Below are 17,722 nucleotides of genomic sequence, written 5' to 3' on the forward strand. Positions count from 1 at the left end.
GAAGCGCTTGAGCGGTGCGGGTGCGGGGATGGAGCAAATGCGCATGTTTCCGCAATGATTTTATCGCGGCAGGAATACGGTTGAAAACATGCTTTCCGCCTCTGAGGGCAGGGGCGTCCGGTAACTTAGGGGCATGCGTGTTGCGATTGTTACGGGTGCGGCGCAGGGGATTGGGCGGCGGACGGCGGAGGTGCTGGCGGAGGCGGGGTATGCGCTGGCCTTGCTGGATGTGAAGGCGTGTGACGCGACGCTGGCAGCGGTGCGTACTGTGGGTGTAGAAGCCGAAGAATTCGTTGGAGACCTCTCCGATGAGGCGGTTGTTGCCAGGGCCGCGGAGGGCGTGAAGCAACGCTGGGGACGCGCCGATTTGCTGGTGAACAATGCTGGTATCAGCTTCATCGCGCCGGCTGAGTCGGTGGATGGGAAGGCGTTTCTGCGCGTGCTGGAGGTGAACCTGCTCGCGCCGTTTCTGCTGGCGAAGGCCTTCGGAACGATGATGCTGGAGCAGAGAAGTGGAAGCATCGTCAATGTAGCTTCGATTGCGGGGCTGGTGGGGATCGCCGATCGGGCGGCTTACAACGCTTCGAAGCATGGGCTGATCGGGCTCACGCGCACCCTGGCAGCCGAGTGGGGCGGCCGCGGAGTGCGCGTCAATGCAGTGTGTCCTGGCTGGGTAAAGACCGAGATGGATGTGGCCGATCAGGCAGGCGGTGGCTACAACGACGCCGATATCGAAGGCGTGAACCCGATGGGGCGCTTTGCCTCGCCTGACGATATTGCGTGCGCCATTCGCTTCCTCGCAGATCCCGCGCAGAGCGGATTCGTCAATGGACATGCGCTGGCGGTGGACGGGGGGTGGACCGTGGATGGAAGCTGGCAAAGCCTCAGGATGCGGAAGCGATAGCCTACTCAGTTCAGGAGATTCATTATGCGATCGTTCAAATTGCTTGCTTGCGCGTTGAGTTTGGCGTTCGTCACCGCTGCCGCGGCACAACAGGCGACGCAGAAGTCATGGCCCACGAAAGACGGCTGGGTCACGCTGGCTAATTTCAAATTTGGCACCGGCGAGACGCTGCCGGAGTTGAAGCTGCATTACCTTACGCTGGGCGAGCCGCATCGGAATGCTGCGGGACATGTGGACAATGCTGTGTTACTGCTGCATGGCACGGGCGGCGATGCGAAGTCGCTGCTGAATCCGGTGTTCAGCGACGTGCTCTTTGTGCCGGGCGGCATTCTCGATATCCAGAAGTACTTCATCATCCTGCCGGATGAGATCGGGCATGGCCAGAGCTCGAAGCCATCGGACGGGATGCACGCGCACTTCCCTGCTTACGACTATGACGACATGGTGCGCGCCGACCGCATGATGCTGGACGAGATGAAGGTCGATCATCTGCGGCTGATCCTGGGCACGTCGATGGGCTGCATGCAAGGGTTCGTGTGGGGCGAGACGTATCCCGACTTCATGGATGCGCTGGCGCCGTTCGCGTGCCTGCCGGTGGAGATCGCGGGCCGCAACCGCATGATGCGTTATATGGCGATCCAGGACATCAAGCTCGATCCCGCATACCAGGGCGGCGAGTACAAGAGCGAGCCGCAGGATGGCCTGCGCGGCGCCAACGAAATGCTGCTCGTGATGGGCTCCGCACCGCTGGTGATGCAGAAGGCCGCGCCCACGCGCGCGAAGGCCGAGGAGTACGTCGACAAGTACCTGGCGCGCACCATGGCCGCCACCGACGCGAACAACATGATCTTCTACCTCAACGCCAGCCGCAACTACAACCCCGAGCCCAAGCTGGGTGAGATCAAGGCGCCGGTTCTGTGGATCAACTCTGCCGACGACTACATCAACCCGCCGGAACTGGGCATTGCCGAGCAGGAAGTGAAGAAGATTCAGCATGGGCGGTTCATTCTGCTGCCCATCAGCGACCAGACACGGGGGCACGGCACGCATACTGCAGCAGCGGTTTGGAAGGACTATTTGGCGGAGTTTATGCGAGAGACGGAGCCGAAGTAGGGCGCCAAAAAAAAACCGTGCCAGACTGGCCCTGGGAGTCCGACACGGTATAAAGCAAACGACGAAGTCGCGAGCGGTCCAACAAGTGAGTTACAGGAAGAAGTCTTGTTGCCGCGGCACGTCTCGAGGGCAGTATAGGCGGGAATCAGCCCCGAAAAATCGCTCGCGACAATGGAATGACATGCTGGCGACAATCGGGCGCGCAGTGACATGTATTGCGCCAAATTCAGCGCAATAATGGGCGGATTTAATGGGAATCAGGGCAGGAAGGCGTGCCTTCGTTCCCTCAGCAGGATCGGCCGAAGGAACGAAGGTCCGGTCAGGTGTGGGGCAATCGCGCGGACAACGTCCTGTAAGGACATCAAGGCTTCGTGAATCTTCAGGACTGCGTCAATCTTCGCGCGTGTTCTTATTGTTGCGCTTGGCGTCGCCGGTTTCCTTGTTTTCGTCCAAGCCGGTGGAGTCGGCAGTATTCACGGTGCCGAACGAATCGTTCACTACGCCGTCGTCCGGGTTCGCGTTCTGGTCCTGGAAACCGCCGGGCTGATCATGAGTAGGCTTGAGCTTTTGATTCACGCGTATCTATCTCCTGAGGAATAAGATGCGCAGACCCATGCTACGGGCTTACTCGCCGCCGAAGTCGCGATAGCGCTCAAGAACATCGCGCTGGGTCACCACACCGACAAGTTCGCGCAGATTGGCGCGGTTCACCACCGGCACAAGCTGCCAGCGGTCCACGTAACGCAGAGCCATGTCGAGCGGATGATCGGGATGCAGGCCGGGAACATGACGCGCCTGAAGCAGCGATCCAAGCGGCTCCGCGCCCTTGCCTTCCTGCCTGAACGTATTCAGTTCATCGCGGCCTACGTTGCTCCAACCATTTGGCTTGAGGCGGACGAGCAGGGCGTCCCGTTGTGTCTCCTGGAACACGCGCGCGGCGCGATCTACCGTATCTTCGCCGTCGATGACCGGGTCGGTGGGTGGCCGCATGGCATCCTCAACGCGCAGGATGCTCTCTTCCCGCTGCTCCTCCATCGAGGGCAGTTCGAGCCCGTCCTGGCGCGTGAGCACGTCGAAGATAGGCGTGGGCTGAAGGCCGCGGGCGATGACGTACGCGAAGGTGTTGGCAACGATGACGGGAACGATAATGGAGTAGTTTCCGCTGACCTCGAGCACCATGAAGACGGACGTCATGGGCGCGCGCAGGAATCCGGCGAAGAGCACTCCCATGCCCACCAGCGCGTAGGTGCCGGGTGAGAAGGAGAACTGCGGCAGAATCACGTGTTCCGCGCCGCCGACAGCTGCGCCCAGCATGGCACCGATAAACAGCGTGGGCGCGAACATGCCGCCCGGGGTGCCGCTGACAAATGACAGGAGTGTGGCGAGAATTTTGAGTCCGGCGAGGATGGCGAGAAACTGCCACGTGAAATGGCCGTGGATGGCCTCGTCCATGTACTCGTACCCGGCGCCCATCACCTGAGGCGCGCCCAGATAGCCGATCAGCCCGATGAGCAGTCCTGCCACGGCGGGCTGGATGTACTGCGTCCACGGCGCAAGTTCCCGGAAGCGCGGCCGCAGATAACCGATGCCTCCGGCGAAGACTACAGAGGCCACTCCGCCGACGATGCCCAAGATCGCATAAGCAATCAGTTCCGACGGGCGCTTCAATTCCACTGGCGGAATGCGGAACAGCGATTCCGATCCAAGGAACCAGCGTGTGACCACCACGCTGGAAATAGCCGATAGCACCACGGAGCCGAGAATACCGGCGGTCCAGCGGCCGATGACTTCTTCAATTACGAACAGCACGGCGGAGATGGGCGCATTGAATGCTGCGGCTAATCCAGCCGCGGCGCCTACGGGGGCAATCAGCCGCATGCGATCGCGCGAGAGCCGCATGCCGGAGCCGACCGCTGAAGCGATGCATGCGCCGATCTGCAGCGAGGGGTCTTCAGGCCCGAGCGAGAACCCCGAACCGATGGCCAGGGCTGACGTGATGAACTTGCCTACCGCGGTTCGGAACGGGATATAGCCGTTGAAGATGTAGAGCGCCGCCTTGGTCTGGTTGACGCCGCTGCCGCGCGCCAGCGGGAAGACGTGGATCACGAGGACTGCGATCGCCAAGCCCGTCAAGGTGGGAGCAAGGAAGAGGCGGACGGGGGAGAGATTGGTGCCGGAACCAAGCAGGTAGATGCGGCACCATTCAATCGAGAACCGGAAGCATACGACCGCGAGTCCGGAGAGAATCCCGATGAAGACCGAGAGAATCAGAAACAGCCGTTCTTCCCGAAACACATTTCGCAACGCGTTCAGACTGACAGGCCAGCCGGCGCGAGAGTGCTCGCTCTGCCCGTCTTCGACAATCACGCTATGGGCGCTGGTTTCCTGCAATTCAACTCCCCTCGTGCAATTTCGATATGAGGATGAGCGCCGCGTCGGCGCTTGACCCAGACCCGCATTGGCTCACCGCCTGCCGTTCAATCCGGAAGGCAAGGCTGAGCGCGCGGTTCACCACATCCTGGTTGCGGCGCAGGTCGCGCGCGGTCACCTGCGGTTCCAGCTTTGTCCAGGCGTCGTTCAGGGTCTCAGGCGCACCAACAACCATGGGTGCACGCGCCGCCGCCGGGCACGACTTGAGCCGCTGTCCTGCCGTTTGGAAGGCGCCAATCACCGCGCGATCGCGCTCCGCATCGGAGATCTGCCGCCGGTACGGATCGAGCTGGTCCACCTGCTCCGCCACATCCAGCAAGTTCTGGCTCTCCCGATCTGCTGGCGACTCCTTAACCGCGGTCTGCAGAAACTCGCGCGCGCGCGAGTAATCGCCCATGCTGAATGCCGCTGCTCCCGCGCCGGCCAGCGCCGCCTGGTTGTGGGGATCGGCATGCAGGCTCAGCCGAAACGCCGCCAGGGCACGCTGATTATCCTGAACTTTCAGGAAATAATGCCCGAGTTCGATCTGCTGCCCGGGATCTTCTCCCACCTCTGCTGCAAGCGCGATCAACTCCGATTGCGCTTGTGCAAACGCTTTGATACCGAGCAGATACCGGACGAGTTCCCAGCGAGTATCGCGGCGCTGGCGCTCTGCGTCGCCGCTCCAGATGGCATAGATGGCGTTGTGGTAGTAGCGCAGCGCGCCGCGTGAGTTGTTCTCTCCGGCAGCGATGCGCGCCAGTTCGCGATTCACCACTCCGTTCTCAGGCTGGGCCTGCCACAGATTAACCAAATATGCCGATGCTTCGCTCGGTCGCTTGAGCCCAATCAGGGCTTCCGCCATTCCGAGTTGGATGGCGGAGCTGTCCGGCGCGTACCGCAGAGAAGCGCGATAGTCGTTCATGGCGTCGCTGAATCTGGCCGCCGCCAGGTCGGCCGCGCCGCGCGCAGACCACCGCGCCGCAAGGTCATCCTGCTGTGTGTAAAACAACCGGGAGAGAGCCGTTACCCCGATGAACAGAACAATGATCAGGCCCGTGATGGAGACCAGCATCACCAATTCCCGGCGCGGGTGAATTGGGAGACGGTATTTGGAAAAGGCCTTTAACATCGCTGCTCCCGTGAGACCGCGAACAGGGCCTCATCTCAATGATAACTGTCGCATCACGAGATAAGTCCTTCACTGTCTCACGCTTTGATGGCGGGCAGCAGGATGCCGTTCCGGACCTTTTAGCGGCGAAGATGGGTGTTTAACTCGCGGATCGGGTCGCACCGAGGCGCGCCATGACAGACGCGACGACCCGATCGCAACGAACCGCGTGGAATCCGAACGCCTGCGCAGCCGAAGCTCCGGCCCGCGCATACAGTTCCTCTCGCAGCAACTCGTGTGCGCGGTGCAGGCGCACTTTGACGTTGGATTCAGTGATAGAGAGAGCCTCGGCCGTCTCGGCTGTGCTCATCTCCTCCACATCGCGCAGAACAATGACGGTCCGATACGTCTGAGGGAGGGAGAGAATGGCCTGTTCCAGCAGGCTTGCCGCCTCGGCGCTTGAGGCGTTCATCTCTGGCGTGAAGGCATTGGAGACCGGCTCCGGTATGGCATCATTCTCTCCGTCGTACGGCATATCGAGCGGGTCCATCCTTCCTCGGGCTGCCAGTCGCCTGAGAGCCTCGTTCACAGCAATGCGCGTCAACCAGGTAGAGAACTGCGCGCGGCCCTCGAACTGGTTGAGATGCTCGTAAGCGCGCACGTAGGCCTCCTGCATCACGTCTTCGCATTCGGCATCGTCGCGCAGAATGCTGCGCGTGGCACGGTAGACACGCTGGTTGTTCCGGCGCATGAGCAACTCGAACAGGGCAAGATCTCCGTCGAGCACGCGGCGCACAATCTCTTCATCGGCCCAGCCTTCCATGCGCGCCCGCTCCAGCATTCCCAATGAACTCATTCGCGTCGCTCTGCCTCTACTCCATTGAGCGTCACGAGGGCGAAAGGTTACAAGCACCGTCTGTAACCGATGGCCAAGTCGCCGCTCCATTGAGCAGTAGGAGGAAATCATGCTAGCCAATCCTCGACTCAATACTGCCTGGTGGACGCTGCGCATCGGCTTCGGTCTCTGTCCGCTGTTTGCTGGGCTCGACAAGTACTTCAACCTGCTCACCAACTGGGAGATGTACCTGAACCCCGCCATCCCGCGCCTGCTGCATGTCTCGGCTCCCACGTTCATGCACGTTGTAGGCGCGATCGAAATCGTAGCGGGGATCCTGGTGCTCACGCGCTTTACACGGTATGCGGCGTACATCGTGATGGCGTGGCTATGGGCTATCGCGCTGAGCCTCATCACGCAGGGCCAGTTCCTCGACATCGCAGTGCGCGATATTGAAATGTCGCTCGGTGCATTTGCGTTGGCCAAGCTGACTGAAGTGCGCGAGGCCGCAACGGCGCCTTCAGAAAATCGCGCCGCGACTGGAACCGTGCAGCGGCTGGCCTGACCTGCCGCTGTTGCAATGAATCGTTCGATCAAACAGAAATGGAGACCACGATGAAACGAATCGTCCTGCTGACTGCGATCGCGCTCATGCTGCCGGCCTTTGCCGCGGCTGAAGATTGGAGCGGAGTTGCCATTGTCGATGTGCAGTGCTCAGCGAAAGCCAAGGCCAATCCTGATGCACACACTCGCGACTGTGCGCTGATGTGCGCGAAGAGCGGCTTCGGAATAGTCGATCAGAATGGAAATTTCCTGAAGTTCGACGCCAAGGGGAACCAGGAAGCCACGAAGCTGCTGCAAAGCAGCTCGAAGAAAGATCATCTGCGCGTGAACGTCACTGGGACCAAGAGCGGCGACACCATCCAGGTGCAGTCACTCTCGGTGTCGTAGGGAAATGGCGGCGCGCCAGGTCACGCCTGAACTTCGCCCGCCGCCGCTAGCACCTCAGCGACAATCTCGCGCACATCGTCTTCCGTGGTGCGGTGATTCACGATGCAGGCACGCAGCACGAACTGGCTGTGAATCACGGCATTCGAGAGATACACGCGCCCGCGCTGCGTCACCCGCTGCAGAATCGCCTGATTGAGCACATCAAGATCGCCGTTCGAATCTTTGAAGCGGAAGCACACCGCGCTCAGGGCAACAGGAGCCAGCCGCTCGAGGTGCGGTTCTGCATCGATTGCGCGGGCGAGCACCTGCGCCAGTTCCAGGTCTTCCGCAATCGAATGCTGAAATGCGCGCAGGCCGAAATAGCGCAGCGACATCCACAGCTTGAGGGCGCGAAACGGCCGCGACAGTTCCATCGACTCCTCAAAAATCGCGAAGCCCTCAATGGGATCGTTGGTCAGCGAACGCGCGTAGTCGCCGGTGTGCGAGAACGCACGTTGCGCATCGGCCGGATTGCGATAGAGCAGGCAACCGACGCCCGCCGGCTGATAGAGCCACTTGTGCGGATCGAGCGAGAGCGAATCCGCCCGGTTCATGCCGCGAAATGCATCGGGAATAGCCAGCGCGGCCAGCGCACCGTACGCTCCATCCACGTGCATCCACAGGCCGAACTCTGCGCAGAGGTCGGCAACCTCGTCCAACGGATCGATGCTGCCCGTTGCAGTGGTGCCCGCGCTGCCCACGATCGCGATCGGCTGCTTCCCTTCCCTCAGGTCGCGTTCGATGGCTGCGCGCAGATCCTTCGTGCGCATGCGGAACGCCTCGTCCACAGCGATCTTGCGCACCGAGTCATGTCCCAACCCGAGCAGCGCCGCAGCCTTCGCGATCGACATGTGAGCCTCGGCCGAGCAGTAGATCACGCCGCCGCGCACGCCCGATTGGTTCGCGGGCGCCTTCGCTTCGCGCGCCATGCACAGCGCCATGAGGTTGGCCGATGAGCCGCCCAGCGTCAGGCTCCCGGAAAATCCCGCGCAGCCGATTGCTTCCGCCAGCCAGCGCACCACGGTCCGCTCAATGGTGACACCGGCGGGCGCGGACCGCCACGCCGTCGCGTTCTGGTTCAGGACGCCGGCGGCAAAGTCGCCCAGCGCAGAGATGGGCTCGCCCGAGCCAAAGACGTATCCGAAGAACCGCGGCGAAGAAGGACGCGCATAGTTAAAGACCCGCTCCAGATCGGCGAATGCGGCCGCGCCGATGCCCTCAAGCGGCAGATCGCCCGTGAACAAAGCCTGGGTCTGCTGCCCCGAGACGCCGGGCGGATACGAAGGCAGGTTCGGAAGCTTCTCGAGATAGTCGGCGGTGAAATCGCTGATGTGATGGGCCAGCGCGCGGAAGGCGCCGGCAGGAAGTATCAGGCTTCGCATAACGAGGTGGAAGGCTCCGCCCTTGAGCTTACATGGCCGAGCCTTCAGCCTCACGCGCTAACCGTCTGTGCCGTCGCCCTTGCTCTCCGGCGCCTCTTCCACATACCAGCGGAATAGCTCCGGCAGATAGTCCTCCGCCGGCGAGAGCAGGTCCAGCGGAACGTCGGTATCTACTTTGCGCAGCCGGGAGTCGCAGTTCAGCAGGTCCGCCTTGCCGGTGTTCACATCCACCCGCAGCACGACGAATGCCCCCTCCCTGGCCTTCACCCGAACCGTGTCGCCTACTGCGGGGATGGTCAGGTCGTTGTGATTCGAATCGATGATGTGTGTCACTGCCATGGCTCGGCCCTCCGCCGCGTGCCGTTGCGTTCTGCAAGGCCGCGAACTGAGGCTAGGATGCCTGCCCACGCATAGATGTTTGCGCCCGATCATTTGCAGTTTTCAAACACGCAATTTCAGATTTGAGAGAGCGCTGACTGGGCCGCAGTGTTCGGCACTGACAGTCAGTCACTGACAGATATCTTTTGGTGTCTGCATCCTCGCGTTCGCGGGGCTCTGCATCAAAGGAAAAAGGGCGTCGCCCGCGAAGGCGTAGGAGTAGGACCGTCTGAAATTGTCGGAGCGTGAAGCCCTCACGGCTTTTCCCTTTCGCACCCGCAACATTATTGAGTCCCAGGAGCATTGAAAGCGCATGCAAGAGGAAATCCGACTCTCAACCGGAATCGCGGGCCTGGATAAGATTCTCCACGGCGGTTTAGCCAATGGTTTTCTCTACCTTGTGGAAGGCAGCCCGGGGGCCGGTAAGACCACCCTGGCGCTGCAATTTCTCATGGAGGGCGCGAAGAACGGCGAGCCCGGTCTTTATATCTCGCTAGCCGAAAGCGAAGCCGAACTGCGGCATGTTGCCGCCTCGCATGGGTTCAATTTCGATAACATCACCATCTGCAAGATCTCGCCGCCTGAAATAGCCAGTGTCGCCGGCCAGACATATACCGTCTTCCAGCCCGCCGAGGTGGAACTGGCCGACGTGGTCGAGACCATCCTCGGGAAGGTGCGCGAGATCAATCCCAAGCGCGTCTGTATCGACTCCATGTCGGAGTTGCGCATGCTGGCGCGCGACTCGCTCCGTTACCGCCGCCAGGTGCTCGCGCTCAAGGAGTTCTTCGAGGGTCGCGACTGCACCACCCTGCTGCTCGACGAGCGCTTCCGCGAACAGCGCGAGAGCCAGGTGCAGACCATCGCCCACGGCGTCATCAGCCTTGAGGTTCTGCCCCGCGAGTACGGCGTCACCCGCCGCCGGCTCGAAGTGACGAAGGTGCGGGCCTCCAGCTTCCGCGAGGGCTATCACGATTACGTCATCCTCAAAGGGGGCCTGCGCGTCTTTCCGCGCCTGGTCTCCGGTGAACATCGCGGCCCCGACAACCCGCAGGAAGACCTCCCCAGCGGCATCGAGGAACTGGATGCCATCTTCAACGGAGGGGTGCAGCGAGGTACCTCCACGCTGATCGCGGGCCCTACTGGCTGTGGTAAGTCGACGCTCTGTTGCAAGTGGGCCTACTCCGCGGCTCTGCGTGGGGAGCGAACCGCCATCTTCACATTCGACGAGACGAAGCAGTCCTTTCTGGATCGCAGCCGCGGCCTGGGCATGGAACTGACTCCGCACCTCGAAAGTGAGGCGATTCACCTCGAACAGCTCGATCCAGCCGAGCTATCCCCGGGCGAGTTCGTCGAGCGCATCCGCGAAGGTGTTGAGCAGAACCGGTGGACCATCGTCATCATCGACAGCCTCAACGGATTGATGAACTCCATGAGCGAAGAACGCGCAATCACCGTGCAGCTTCATGAGCTCCTTTCTTATCTAAACCAGGTAGGAGTAGCGTCGTTCCTGGTGCTCGCGCAGTTCGGCCTGCTGGGTCAGTCGATGTCGTCGCCCGCTGACGTAAGTTATCTGGCCGACAATGTGCTGCTCCTGCGTTACTTCGAAGCGCAGGGGGAAGTACGGCAGGCCCTCAGCGCTGTCAAGCGTCGCAGTGGCCCGCATGAGCGGTCCATCCGGGAACTGCAGATCAAGGATGGAAAGATCTGCATCGGCGAACCGCTGAGGAACTTTGTCGGTGTGCTCACGGGTACGCCGAGGTACAAGGGAGGACAGGAGCTGCTGTGAAGGAGGCCGCAAAACACAATCGCCGATTCCTGGTGATCGCACCCGTGGGGCGCGACGGGGACCTCATCTGCGCACTCCTAAACAGCCACGGTTTCGCTGCCGAATGCGTGCAGAGGATTGCCGACAGCTCTCATGTGGAAAGCTCGCAATTGATGGGCCTGATCCTGACCGATGAGGCCCTTGCGGGCGACGGAATTGATGCGCTGCGCAACGTGGTGCAGGAGCAGCCCGATTGGTCGGATCTGCCCGTCATGCTGCTGACCAGCGGGCCGGCCGAGCCGCAGTACGCGGCCATAGCCACCCGTGCTCGCCTGGAAGTTCGGAGCCTGATTCTGCTCGATCGCCCGGTCCGAAAAGAGCTTCTGCTCAGCGCCGTTCAAGTCGCCTACACCGCCCGCATGAAGCAGCTCGAGGTCCGCGATGCCGCCGAGCGCCAGGTCCACAGCGACGAGGCTCTGCGCAACACGGAGAAGTTGGCAGTGGCAGGACGACTGGCTGCCACCATGGCCCACGAGGTGAATAATCCCCTGGAGGCGCTGGGCAACCTGCTCTTCCTGGTTGAGAACAGCTCCAGCATCGACGAAGCCAGGTCCTTTGCGCAGCTCGCGACCCAGGAACTCGGCCGGATCAGCGAGATCGTACAGCAGACGCTACGCTTCCATCGCGCGCCCGCCAAGCCGGATCTGACCGACCTGGGCGAACTGGTGACATCCGCTGTCGCGTTATTCCGTGGCAAGATGCTGGAGCGGCACATATCCGAACACGTTCAGGCTCGCCGGACCCTGGCCTATTGTTCGGCCGGCGAAATCCGGCAGGCGCTGGTAAACCTGATTGGTAACGCCATCGACGCCATGCCCAATGGCGGTCAGCTTTTCGTGCGCATCACGCAGGTCACACAACGAGGCGCGCACTATGCCCGCATCACCGTTGCCGATACTGGCAGCGGCATTCGCAAGGAGATTCGCAAGAACCTGTTTACGCAGTTCTTCACAACGAAAGGCAGTAGGGGGACCGGCCTGGGCCTGTGGCTCACGCGTGATATCGTGCACCGCAATCGAGGTCGCCTGCGTTACCGTTCGCGGACCACGTCGCCGAGCGGCACGGCCTTCTCGATTTATCTGCCCTCGACCGCCCCTCTCGATTTGGTGCAATCTCCCAACCTGCACACGATCGATCAGCGGCGGGTGGTCGGCGGCGACTAATCTCGTCCCGAAACGCGCAAAAGGGGCTCCTGAGGGGCCCCTTTTGAATGAGCCGGAACCCTATTCTCGCTCCCAGAACGGCGGAGGCTCGATCCCCAGCGCCCGCAGATAAACGTACCCCTGCCCGCGATGATGGATCTCGTTATCGATCGCGTACTGAATGGTCGCGATGCCCGGCGCCTCCCACATCCCGAACGCTTTGTCGACCTCTTCGAACCGATGCGGCGGAATCCGGGGGAACTTCTCATCGAGCTCCGCGGTCTGTGCGTCCCAAAGCTGGAGCAGCTCCTCCTTGGTCGTCGGCTTCTGCCTGTCATGATTGACGCCGAGGTCTTCCCATTTGCCCGTGGACACGCCGTCCACGATGGGCACGGCCATTCGGATGAACTCGAACGCCATGTCCGCAAAGGGCCGCATGCCGCCCAGCGAGAACTTGAACAGCGCCTCTTCGGGGAAAGCGTCGATCACTCTGCGCGTCAAACGCCGATGGCCCTGCCACTGCTTCAGAAGGCCTTCTGCCGTAACCACATTCACTGCCACCGTTTCTGCCATCATTTCTCGATCCTCCATGCCCTTTCCGGGCTCGAAAATGAGATTAGCCGGGATTCCCGACAGAACCTGTCGTAAATTCGAGAGAGAATCGAAAAATCATGTACGACCCCATCATGCGCGTTCTCACGGTGCTGGAAATCCTGCAGGCGCGCGACTTCGTCTCCGGAGCAGAGCTGGCCGAGCGCCTCGAAGTCGATCTGCGCACGGTGCAGCGCTACATTGTTCGCCTGAAGGACCTGAGCATTCCTGTCGAGTCGTCGCGCGGGGTGGGCGGCGCCTATCGGCTGAAGCCCGGTTTCCGGCTTCCTCCGCTGCTGCTCACCAATGAGGAGGCGTTTGCCTTGTCGCTGGGCCTGCGGGCGCTGCGGCAGATCGGGTTATCTGCCTTCGCCCCGGCCACGGAGGGCGCGCTGGCCAAGCTGGGCCGGGTGCTGCCTGAAACGCTGCGTGAGAACGTCCGCACCGTGGAAGACGTGGTCGCCATTGAACCCGGCCCTTGGGTCATCTCCACTTCGGTTCAGTCGCTGATCGACACAGCCTCCGCCATCCGCACAGGCCATCGCATTCGATTCGACTATGAGTCGCACGGTGGCTCGCGGTCGCAGCGGCAGATCGAGCCCTACGCCGTGATGCACACGGACGGCCGCTGGTATCTCATGGGGCACTGTCTCTCACGGCAGGCGCTGCGCACGTTTCGGCTCGATCGCGTTTCCAGCCTGGAGGTGACCCGGACGACGTTCCGCCGCCCACCACACTTCGATCCTCGTCTCCATCTCAAACAGAGCATGCCTTTCATTCAGTCGACGTACCAGATTGATGTGTGGCTCGACATGCCGCTCGAGGAAGCCGAGCGCGCATTCGCTCCGTGGAGGATTGCTCTGGAATCGCTGGACAATGGGACTCGCCTGCGTTGCGGGCGCGACCGTTTGGAACTCTTCGCGGCTATGCTTCTCGGTGCGGGGTGCAGATTCGTCGTGCACAGCCCGCCGGAGATGCGCCAGGTGTTCCGCGAAATGGCGCTGAGGGCGACGACGGCGGCCGAGGAGCCGCAGGACTCTACTTCGCTTCGTACGTCGACAGCCTGAATGTGATGGTTCCCCAGAAATTTGTCGTTCCACCGGATCTCTGCGGCGCTGAGGAGCGCGGCGACGAAGAACCCTCACGCAATGACAGATGGGCTACGCTCATCTTCTACAGCGGGAGTCCTCATAGGAGTTTATACGGAGACGTTAGGGCTTCTTGGAGCGCTCTTCTGGCTTGAGACGTGATAACAGAATCTGCACCACGACCGGTTCGCTTACCCCGCATACAAGCCCAATCAGAAAGCCCGCTTGCGGGTTGGTCTGAACACTATTCAAGAGATACCCGCCTGCTCCAAGTTGGATTATGTTGAACCAGAGCACCGCCAAGAGCACATAGCTAACGAGGCTTATGAATAGAATGCGCATCAACGGAGTGAAGGCGTAAGGATCCATCTTTCGAATCAGCTCGAACGTAAAACTTCTGTTCGCGACGAATGCCGCGAACACCACTCCGAGACACAGTCCGGGATGCAGAAGACATCCCGGTAGCAACCACGCCCTAACACTCTGAAAGCGAGCTTCGCCGAGGACCGCCAACCCTTTGATATGTGGCAATGCAACGACTAAACCGGCTAACAGAAGTGCCCCTAGCGACACAACTACGCCAACCCCGACAAGCTGAAGGAGGTACCTGTCGCGGTCCTTGCTCGCTAAGCTCACCATCTTGCGGCGAACCTGATCTAACTGGTTCGCTCCCGCATCGAGATTTGAGCCACTGATTTCTCCCTGTAGTCCAACCTGAGCGCCGACGATCAGGGCGTTGAAGAGATTTTGGAAATCTTCGTCGTGCAGATCCATGCTCTGCAAAACGAATACCGTCTCCTCATACTGACCTCGCAGCGACTCGACTTTTGGGTCGGTAGGTGGGGGCGTATCTGCTCGCTCAAAAAACACGTCCCATCCTGCCCTGGTGTTGTCTGGAGATAAATTGACGGCGCTAACCGATTTGAAATGCACCGCCATTTACTTTGTTCCAGAGGGCGGTTTGGAACCCTTTGTAGGGACCGGTTGCGGCTTGTAGCCCGACGGGCCGGTGAAGCTGATAGTCGAATCGAGATTGAACAAGCTAGGGAGCATCGCGGATATCTGATCTCCGGTCAGTTGTCCTCCGGAAGCCTGTTCCTTGGCCTCTTCCAGTTTGCTCTGAAGGTCACTAACGACTCGAATGAATTCCAACTCGTCCATGATTCTCCTCCATAGTGGTGGAGGAATTCTAGCACACCTTTCAAAACGGAATGACCGATAGAGCGACACCGCTGATGGGAAGGCCCGAGGTAGCTAATACTCAGAAACGGACCCATATCTAGTGGGGATCTTTATAACTGCCAAGTAGCCAGTCTGGCATGAAATAGTGCTAATGCTTTTTGTTCCTAACTAGAAGCACTACTCTCCACAAGAATCGCCGGATTCTACTTCGCCTCGTTCGTCGACAGCCTGAATGTGATGGTTCCCCAGAAGAGCCGCGCGCGCATCTGCACCGGGAGATGCCGGTCATCGTCGGTGTACCAGATCCAGATGTTGCCGCGGTTCTTCACTACGCCGGCATCGGCAGTGGGCTGCACGCGGACCGTCTTGAAGGTGCCGAGCGGCGTTTTGATCTCCTCGCGCCCTTCGACCTTCATGGTCACCAGCACCGTGTGCATGGGGTCGGCAATCGGCACCTGGAAGCTCTGCCCCACGGTCATGGGCTGGCTCGCAGCGTAGTAGACGCCGGTCAGCAGGTCGGTCACGCAGCCGGGAATGGGCTGCTCCACGTGCTTGGTCTGCCCGGTGACCAGATTTTTCTCATCTAGGATCGACTTGTTGGTCGTGTAGTCCAGCTTCAGGGTCGAATTCACCTGCCGTCGGCCTTCCACCGTCTGCTTGTCGAATTCGTTCGTGCAGCCCTTGGTGCGGTCGAAAGTGGACTGGAACTTGTCGCTGACGTGGAAGAGGAGGTTGATGGCGCCGCTGGTGTCTGCGGTGGCACTCAGCTTCTCGGTGTTGGCGTCCTGCTGTTCGAAGTGCAGAACGGCGGTTCCGGCGGGGAAGACGCGCCAGTCCACCAGGTAGGTGAGGGTCTGTTTTTGCGGAAAGCTGAACCCTGGACGCGGCGGCGCAAGGGTTTGCGTAACCTGCTGCGGCGCAGGCGCTTGCTGGGTCTGCGCAAAGGAGCACGCCACAGTGGAAACAGCAAAGAAAAGTGCACCCAGGCTGGACAGGACAGTCGTGCGCTTATTCTTCACCGGCAGGGAAGGCTCCTTCTTGAAGTTGGACGACTCAAAATACGTTCAGGGACGTCCGTGGACGAGGACATGCAGCGCCGGCCGCACAACCATCAGGGCCAAGTACAAGAGGGCAGCCCCCAAAAGAGCATTGTACTCGCGGTGTTTGAGATAAAGCGGTAGGAAAAACCGGCCCTCCCCGCCCCCCTCCGGCGTGCGCGCCGCCCTCAACCGAGGAATCAGACGCGGAACCCGGCTGCAATAGTCGTCGAATCCGGGGAAGGTGGCCCGCAGAAACCGCTCTTCTGACGCGATCACCGGAATGTAGATCGCTGCAAACATCACAGCCAACGCAACGCCCACCGCCCAGCTCTCGAGGGCCACCGCAAACCCGGCGGCAATCAGGATGGACCCCAGATAGAGCGGATTGCGTACATGCGCGTACGGCCCTGTCGTGGTGAGTTCCTGGTTCTTCTTCACGTATCCGGCGGCATATCCGCGCAGCCACAGCCCCGGAACAACCAGCGCCAGGCTCCAGGCCACCGCTTCCGGCTCAGGCGCCTGCTGCCACAGCTCAAATACATACAGAGCCGCAACCGCAAAGCCGAGCGGAACGCGAATGCGCCTCGCTATCCGCTGCCAGCGGCTGATCCAGTCTTGCTGCGGCTTTTCGGCAGTAGTCATCGAGCAGTCTCCGAGGTCAGCACTTCATCCACGGCTTCCAGCACGTCTTCAGGGCTAATCGTAAGCAGCCCGGCCTCGGGCTCGTCCAGCCTCGCGTGGTTCCGCTGGCTGAATGGGCTGCGCAGCACCTTGAATCGCGTGCCGTAAGGACCATTCCGCGCTGGATCCGTGGGCCCGTAGATGCCCACCACCGGACGTGCCAGCGCACAGGCCAGATGAATCGGCCCGGTATCGCCCCCGATCGCCAGAGCCACGCGACGGTTGATGGCGATCAATTGCGGCAGCGAACAGTGCACCGGCATCGCCGCTCGGTTCGACTGCACTTTGATCGCGTCGGCCAGTTCCTCTTCGCCCGGCGCGGCATTTACCAGCACACGGAAGCCGCGAGCCGCCAAGGACGCCGCCACGGAAGCATATCGCTCAGCCGGCCAGCGCTTCGAACCCCACCCCGCTCCCGGAATCAGCAGCGCCACCGGATCCTTCCCAAACGGCGCAAATAGCCCGTCGCACCACGTCTCCGCATGAGGGTCCACCGGCAACAGCGGCTGAACCGGTTCGAGCGCATCGCCTGCCACCGCCGCCGCAACTTCTACGTCCTGCTCGATCACGTGCCGGCCGGTCGTTGCAACACGCTCGGTGAACAGCCACTTGGCCGCCCACTCTCGCGGGTCCGATTCGCCGATCCGTCGCACTGCCCCCGTCAGGCATCCCAGCCCCGCCGACCGCACGGCCCCCTGGAAGTCGATCACGGCATCGTACTCGGCCGCCTTCAGCTCCGCCCGCAATTCCTTGATTTCGTGAGTCGTCCGGCTGCTCAGAGGAGACTTCCCCCAAGCCTTGACTGGCGCCAGGTGCAGTTGGTCCACAAGTGGTTGCGAGGGTGAGAGGGGCTCGGCGGGCGTGCCATTCGCCGCGGTCAGCAGGTGCCGCCAGTTCGGCTCAATTACCCAGCCAATCATCCAGGAGGGATGCTCCCGGCGCAATGCCGTCACCGCCGGCAAGGCATGGAGAATGTCGCCCATGGCGCCCAGCCGCACCACGAGCAAACGAAACTTGGACTGCGTGTGCAAACTTCAATTTTCTCACAGCG

19 protein-coding genes are annotated in these 17,722 nt (G+C 61.2%); 7 read left to right on the top strand and 12 right to left on the bottom strand.

From position 1 onward, the window contains the following. Positions 1–133: 133 nt before the first annotated feature. On the top strand, positions 134–904 hold the full coding sequence (locus tag MOP44_RS03190) for an SDR family NAD(P)-dependent oxidoreductase (RefSeq protein WP_260794455.1): 771 nt from the start codon (positions 134–136) through the stop codon (positions 902–904). Between the two features lie 24 nt (positions 905–928). Continuing rightward, on the top strand, positions 929–2,017 hold the full coding sequence (locus MOP44_RS03195) for an alpha/beta fold hydrolase (protein WP_260794456.1): 1,089 nt from the start codon (positions 929–931) through the stop codon (positions 2,015–2,017). 390 nt (positions 2,018–2,407) lie between these two features. Here MOP44_RS03195 and MOP44_RS03200 read toward each other — a convergent pair whose 3' ends face one another. The 4 genes from MOP44_RS03200 to MOP44_RS03215 all read right to left on the bottom strand — a co-directional run bounded on the left by MOP44_RS03200 (position 2,408) and on the right by MOP44_RS03215 (position 6,393). Continuing rightward, positions 2,408–2,593, bottom strand: a complete 186-nt coding sequence (locus MOP44_RS03200) for a hypothetical protein (protein WP_260794457.1) — start codon at positions 2,591–2,593, stop codon at positions 2,408–2,410. A gap of 48 nt (positions 2,594–2,641) precedes the next feature. After that, positions 2,642–4,408 (bottom strand): chloride channel protein, encoded by a 1,767-nt coding sequence (locus MOP44_RS03205; protein WP_260794458.1) that lies wholly within the window; start codon positions 4,406–4,408, stop codon positions 2,642–2,644. A 1-nt stretch (position 4,409) separates the two neighbouring features. After that, positions 4,410–5,558, bottom strand: a complete 1,149-nt coding sequence (locus tag MOP44_RS03210) for a tetratricopeptide repeat protein (RefSeq protein WP_260794459.1) — start codon at positions 5,556–5,558, stop codon at positions 4,410–4,412. Positions 5,559–5,697: 139 nt separating this feature from the next. After that, complete coding sequence (locus MOP44_RS03215; RefSeq protein ID WP_260794460.1) at positions 5,698–6,393, bottom strand: RNA polymerase sigma factor; 696 nt, start codon at positions 6,391–6,393, stop codon at positions 5,698–5,700. A gap of 109 nt (positions 6,394–6,502) precedes the next feature. On the opposite strand from MOP44_RS03215, the gene MOP44_RS03220 reads away from it, so the two are divergent. Then, positions 6,503–6,937, top strand: coding sequence for a hypothetical protein (locus MOP44_RS03220; protein ID WP_260794461.1), 435 nt, complete (start codon positions 6,503–6,505; stop codon positions 6,935–6,937). A gap of 50 nt (positions 6,938–6,987) precedes the next feature. Next, a complete protein-coding gene (locus MOP44_RS03225) occupies positions 6,988–7,323 on the top strand; it encodes a hypothetical protein (RefSeq protein ID WP_260794462.1) in 336 nt (111 codons plus the stop codon). Positions 7,324–7,343: 20 nt separating this feature from the next. Here MOP44_RS03225 and MOP44_RS03230 read toward each other — a convergent pair whose 3' ends face one another. Together MOP44_RS03230 and MOP44_RS03235 are read right to left on the bottom strand one after the other, a co-directional pair. Next, on the bottom strand, positions 7,344–8,744 hold the full coding sequence (locus MOP44_RS03230) for a pyridoxal phosphate-dependent decarboxylase family protein (RefSeq protein WP_260794463.1): 1,401 nt from the start codon (positions 8,742–8,744) through the stop codon (positions 7,344–7,346). A 57-nt stretch (positions 8,745–8,801) separates the two neighbouring features. Next, the gene (locus tag MOP44_RS03235) at positions 8,802–9,083 is read right to left on the bottom strand and encodes a hypothetical protein (protein WP_260794464.1); all 282 of its coding nucleotides are present in this window, start codon (positions 9,081–9,083) and stop codon (positions 8,802–8,804) included. Positions 9,084–9,435: 352 nt separating this feature from the next. Here MOP44_RS03235 and MOP44_RS03240 point away from each other — a divergent pair, with 352 nt between their 5' ends. Continuing rightward, entirely contained in the window at positions 9,436–10,908 is a 1,473-nt protein-coding gene (locus MOP44_RS03240; RefSeq protein ID WP_260794465.1) for an ATPase domain-containing protein, read from the top strand. Next, entirely contained in the window at positions 10,905–12,110 is a 1,206-nt protein-coding gene (locus MOP44_RS03245; RefSeq protein WP_260794466.1) for a sensor histidine kinase, read from the top strand. The genes MOP44_RS03240 and MOP44_RS03245 overlap by 4 nt, the downstream gene beginning before the upstream one ends. A gap of 60 nt (positions 12,111–12,170) precedes the next feature. On the opposite strand, the gene MOP44_RS03250 is transcribed toward MOP44_RS03245, so the two are convergent. Next, positions 12,171–12,665 carry a DinB family protein gene (locus tag MOP44_RS03250; protein WP_260794467.1) on the bottom strand — a complete coding sequence of 165 codons (495 nt, stop codon included), beginning with the start codon at positions 12,663–12,665 and terminating at the stop codon, positions 12,171–12,173. 95 nt (positions 12,666–12,760) lie between these two features. Here MOP44_RS03250 and MOP44_RS03255 point away from each other — a divergent pair, with 95 nt between their 5' ends. Continuing rightward, complete coding sequence (locus tag MOP44_RS03255) at positions 12,761–13,747, top strand: helix-turn-helix transcriptional regulator (protein ID WP_260794468.1); 987 nt, start codon at positions 12,761–12,763, stop codon at positions 13,745–13,747. A gap of 144 nt (positions 13,748–13,891) precedes the next feature. On the opposite strand, the gene MOP44_RS03260 is transcribed toward MOP44_RS03255, so the two are convergent. The 5 genes from MOP44_RS03260 to MOP44_RS03280 form a co-directional block, all read right to left on the bottom strand. Further along, a complete protein-coding gene (locus MOP44_RS03260; protein WP_260794469.1) occupies positions 13,892–14,707 on the bottom strand; it encodes a hypothetical protein in 816 nt (271 codons plus the stop codon). Beyond that, entirely contained in the window at positions 14,708–14,929 is a 222-nt protein-coding gene (locus tag MOP44_RS03265; RefSeq protein ID WP_260794470.1) for a hypothetical protein, read from the bottom strand. A 224-nt stretch (positions 14,930–15,153) separates the two neighbouring features. Then, positions 15,154–15,969: a DUF3108 domain-containing protein gene (locus MOP44_RS03270; protein WP_260794471.1), complete on the bottom strand. Its 816-nt coding sequence runs from the start codon at positions 15,967–15,969 to the stop codon at positions 15,154–15,156. A 45-nt stretch (positions 15,970–16,014) separates the two neighbouring features. After that, a complete protein-coding gene (locus MOP44_RS03275; RefSeq protein ID WP_260794472.1) occupies positions 16,015–16,632 on the bottom strand; it encodes a methyltransferase family protein in 618 nt (205 codons plus the stop codon). Further along, complete coding sequence (locus tag MOP44_RS03280; protein ID WP_260794473.1) at positions 16,629–17,702, bottom strand: glycosyltransferase family 9 protein; 1,074 nt, start codon at positions 17,700–17,702, stop codon at positions 16,629–16,631. The genes MOP44_RS03275 and MOP44_RS03280 overlap by 4 nt, the downstream gene beginning before the upstream one ends. Between the last annotated feature and the right edge of the window lie 20 nt (positions 17,703–17,722).

This window comes from Occallatibacter riparius, from assembly GCF_025264625.1.
Taxonomy (GTDB): Bacteria; Acidobacteriota; Terriglobia; order Terriglobales; family Acidobacteriaceae; genus Telmatobacter; species Telmatobacter riparius.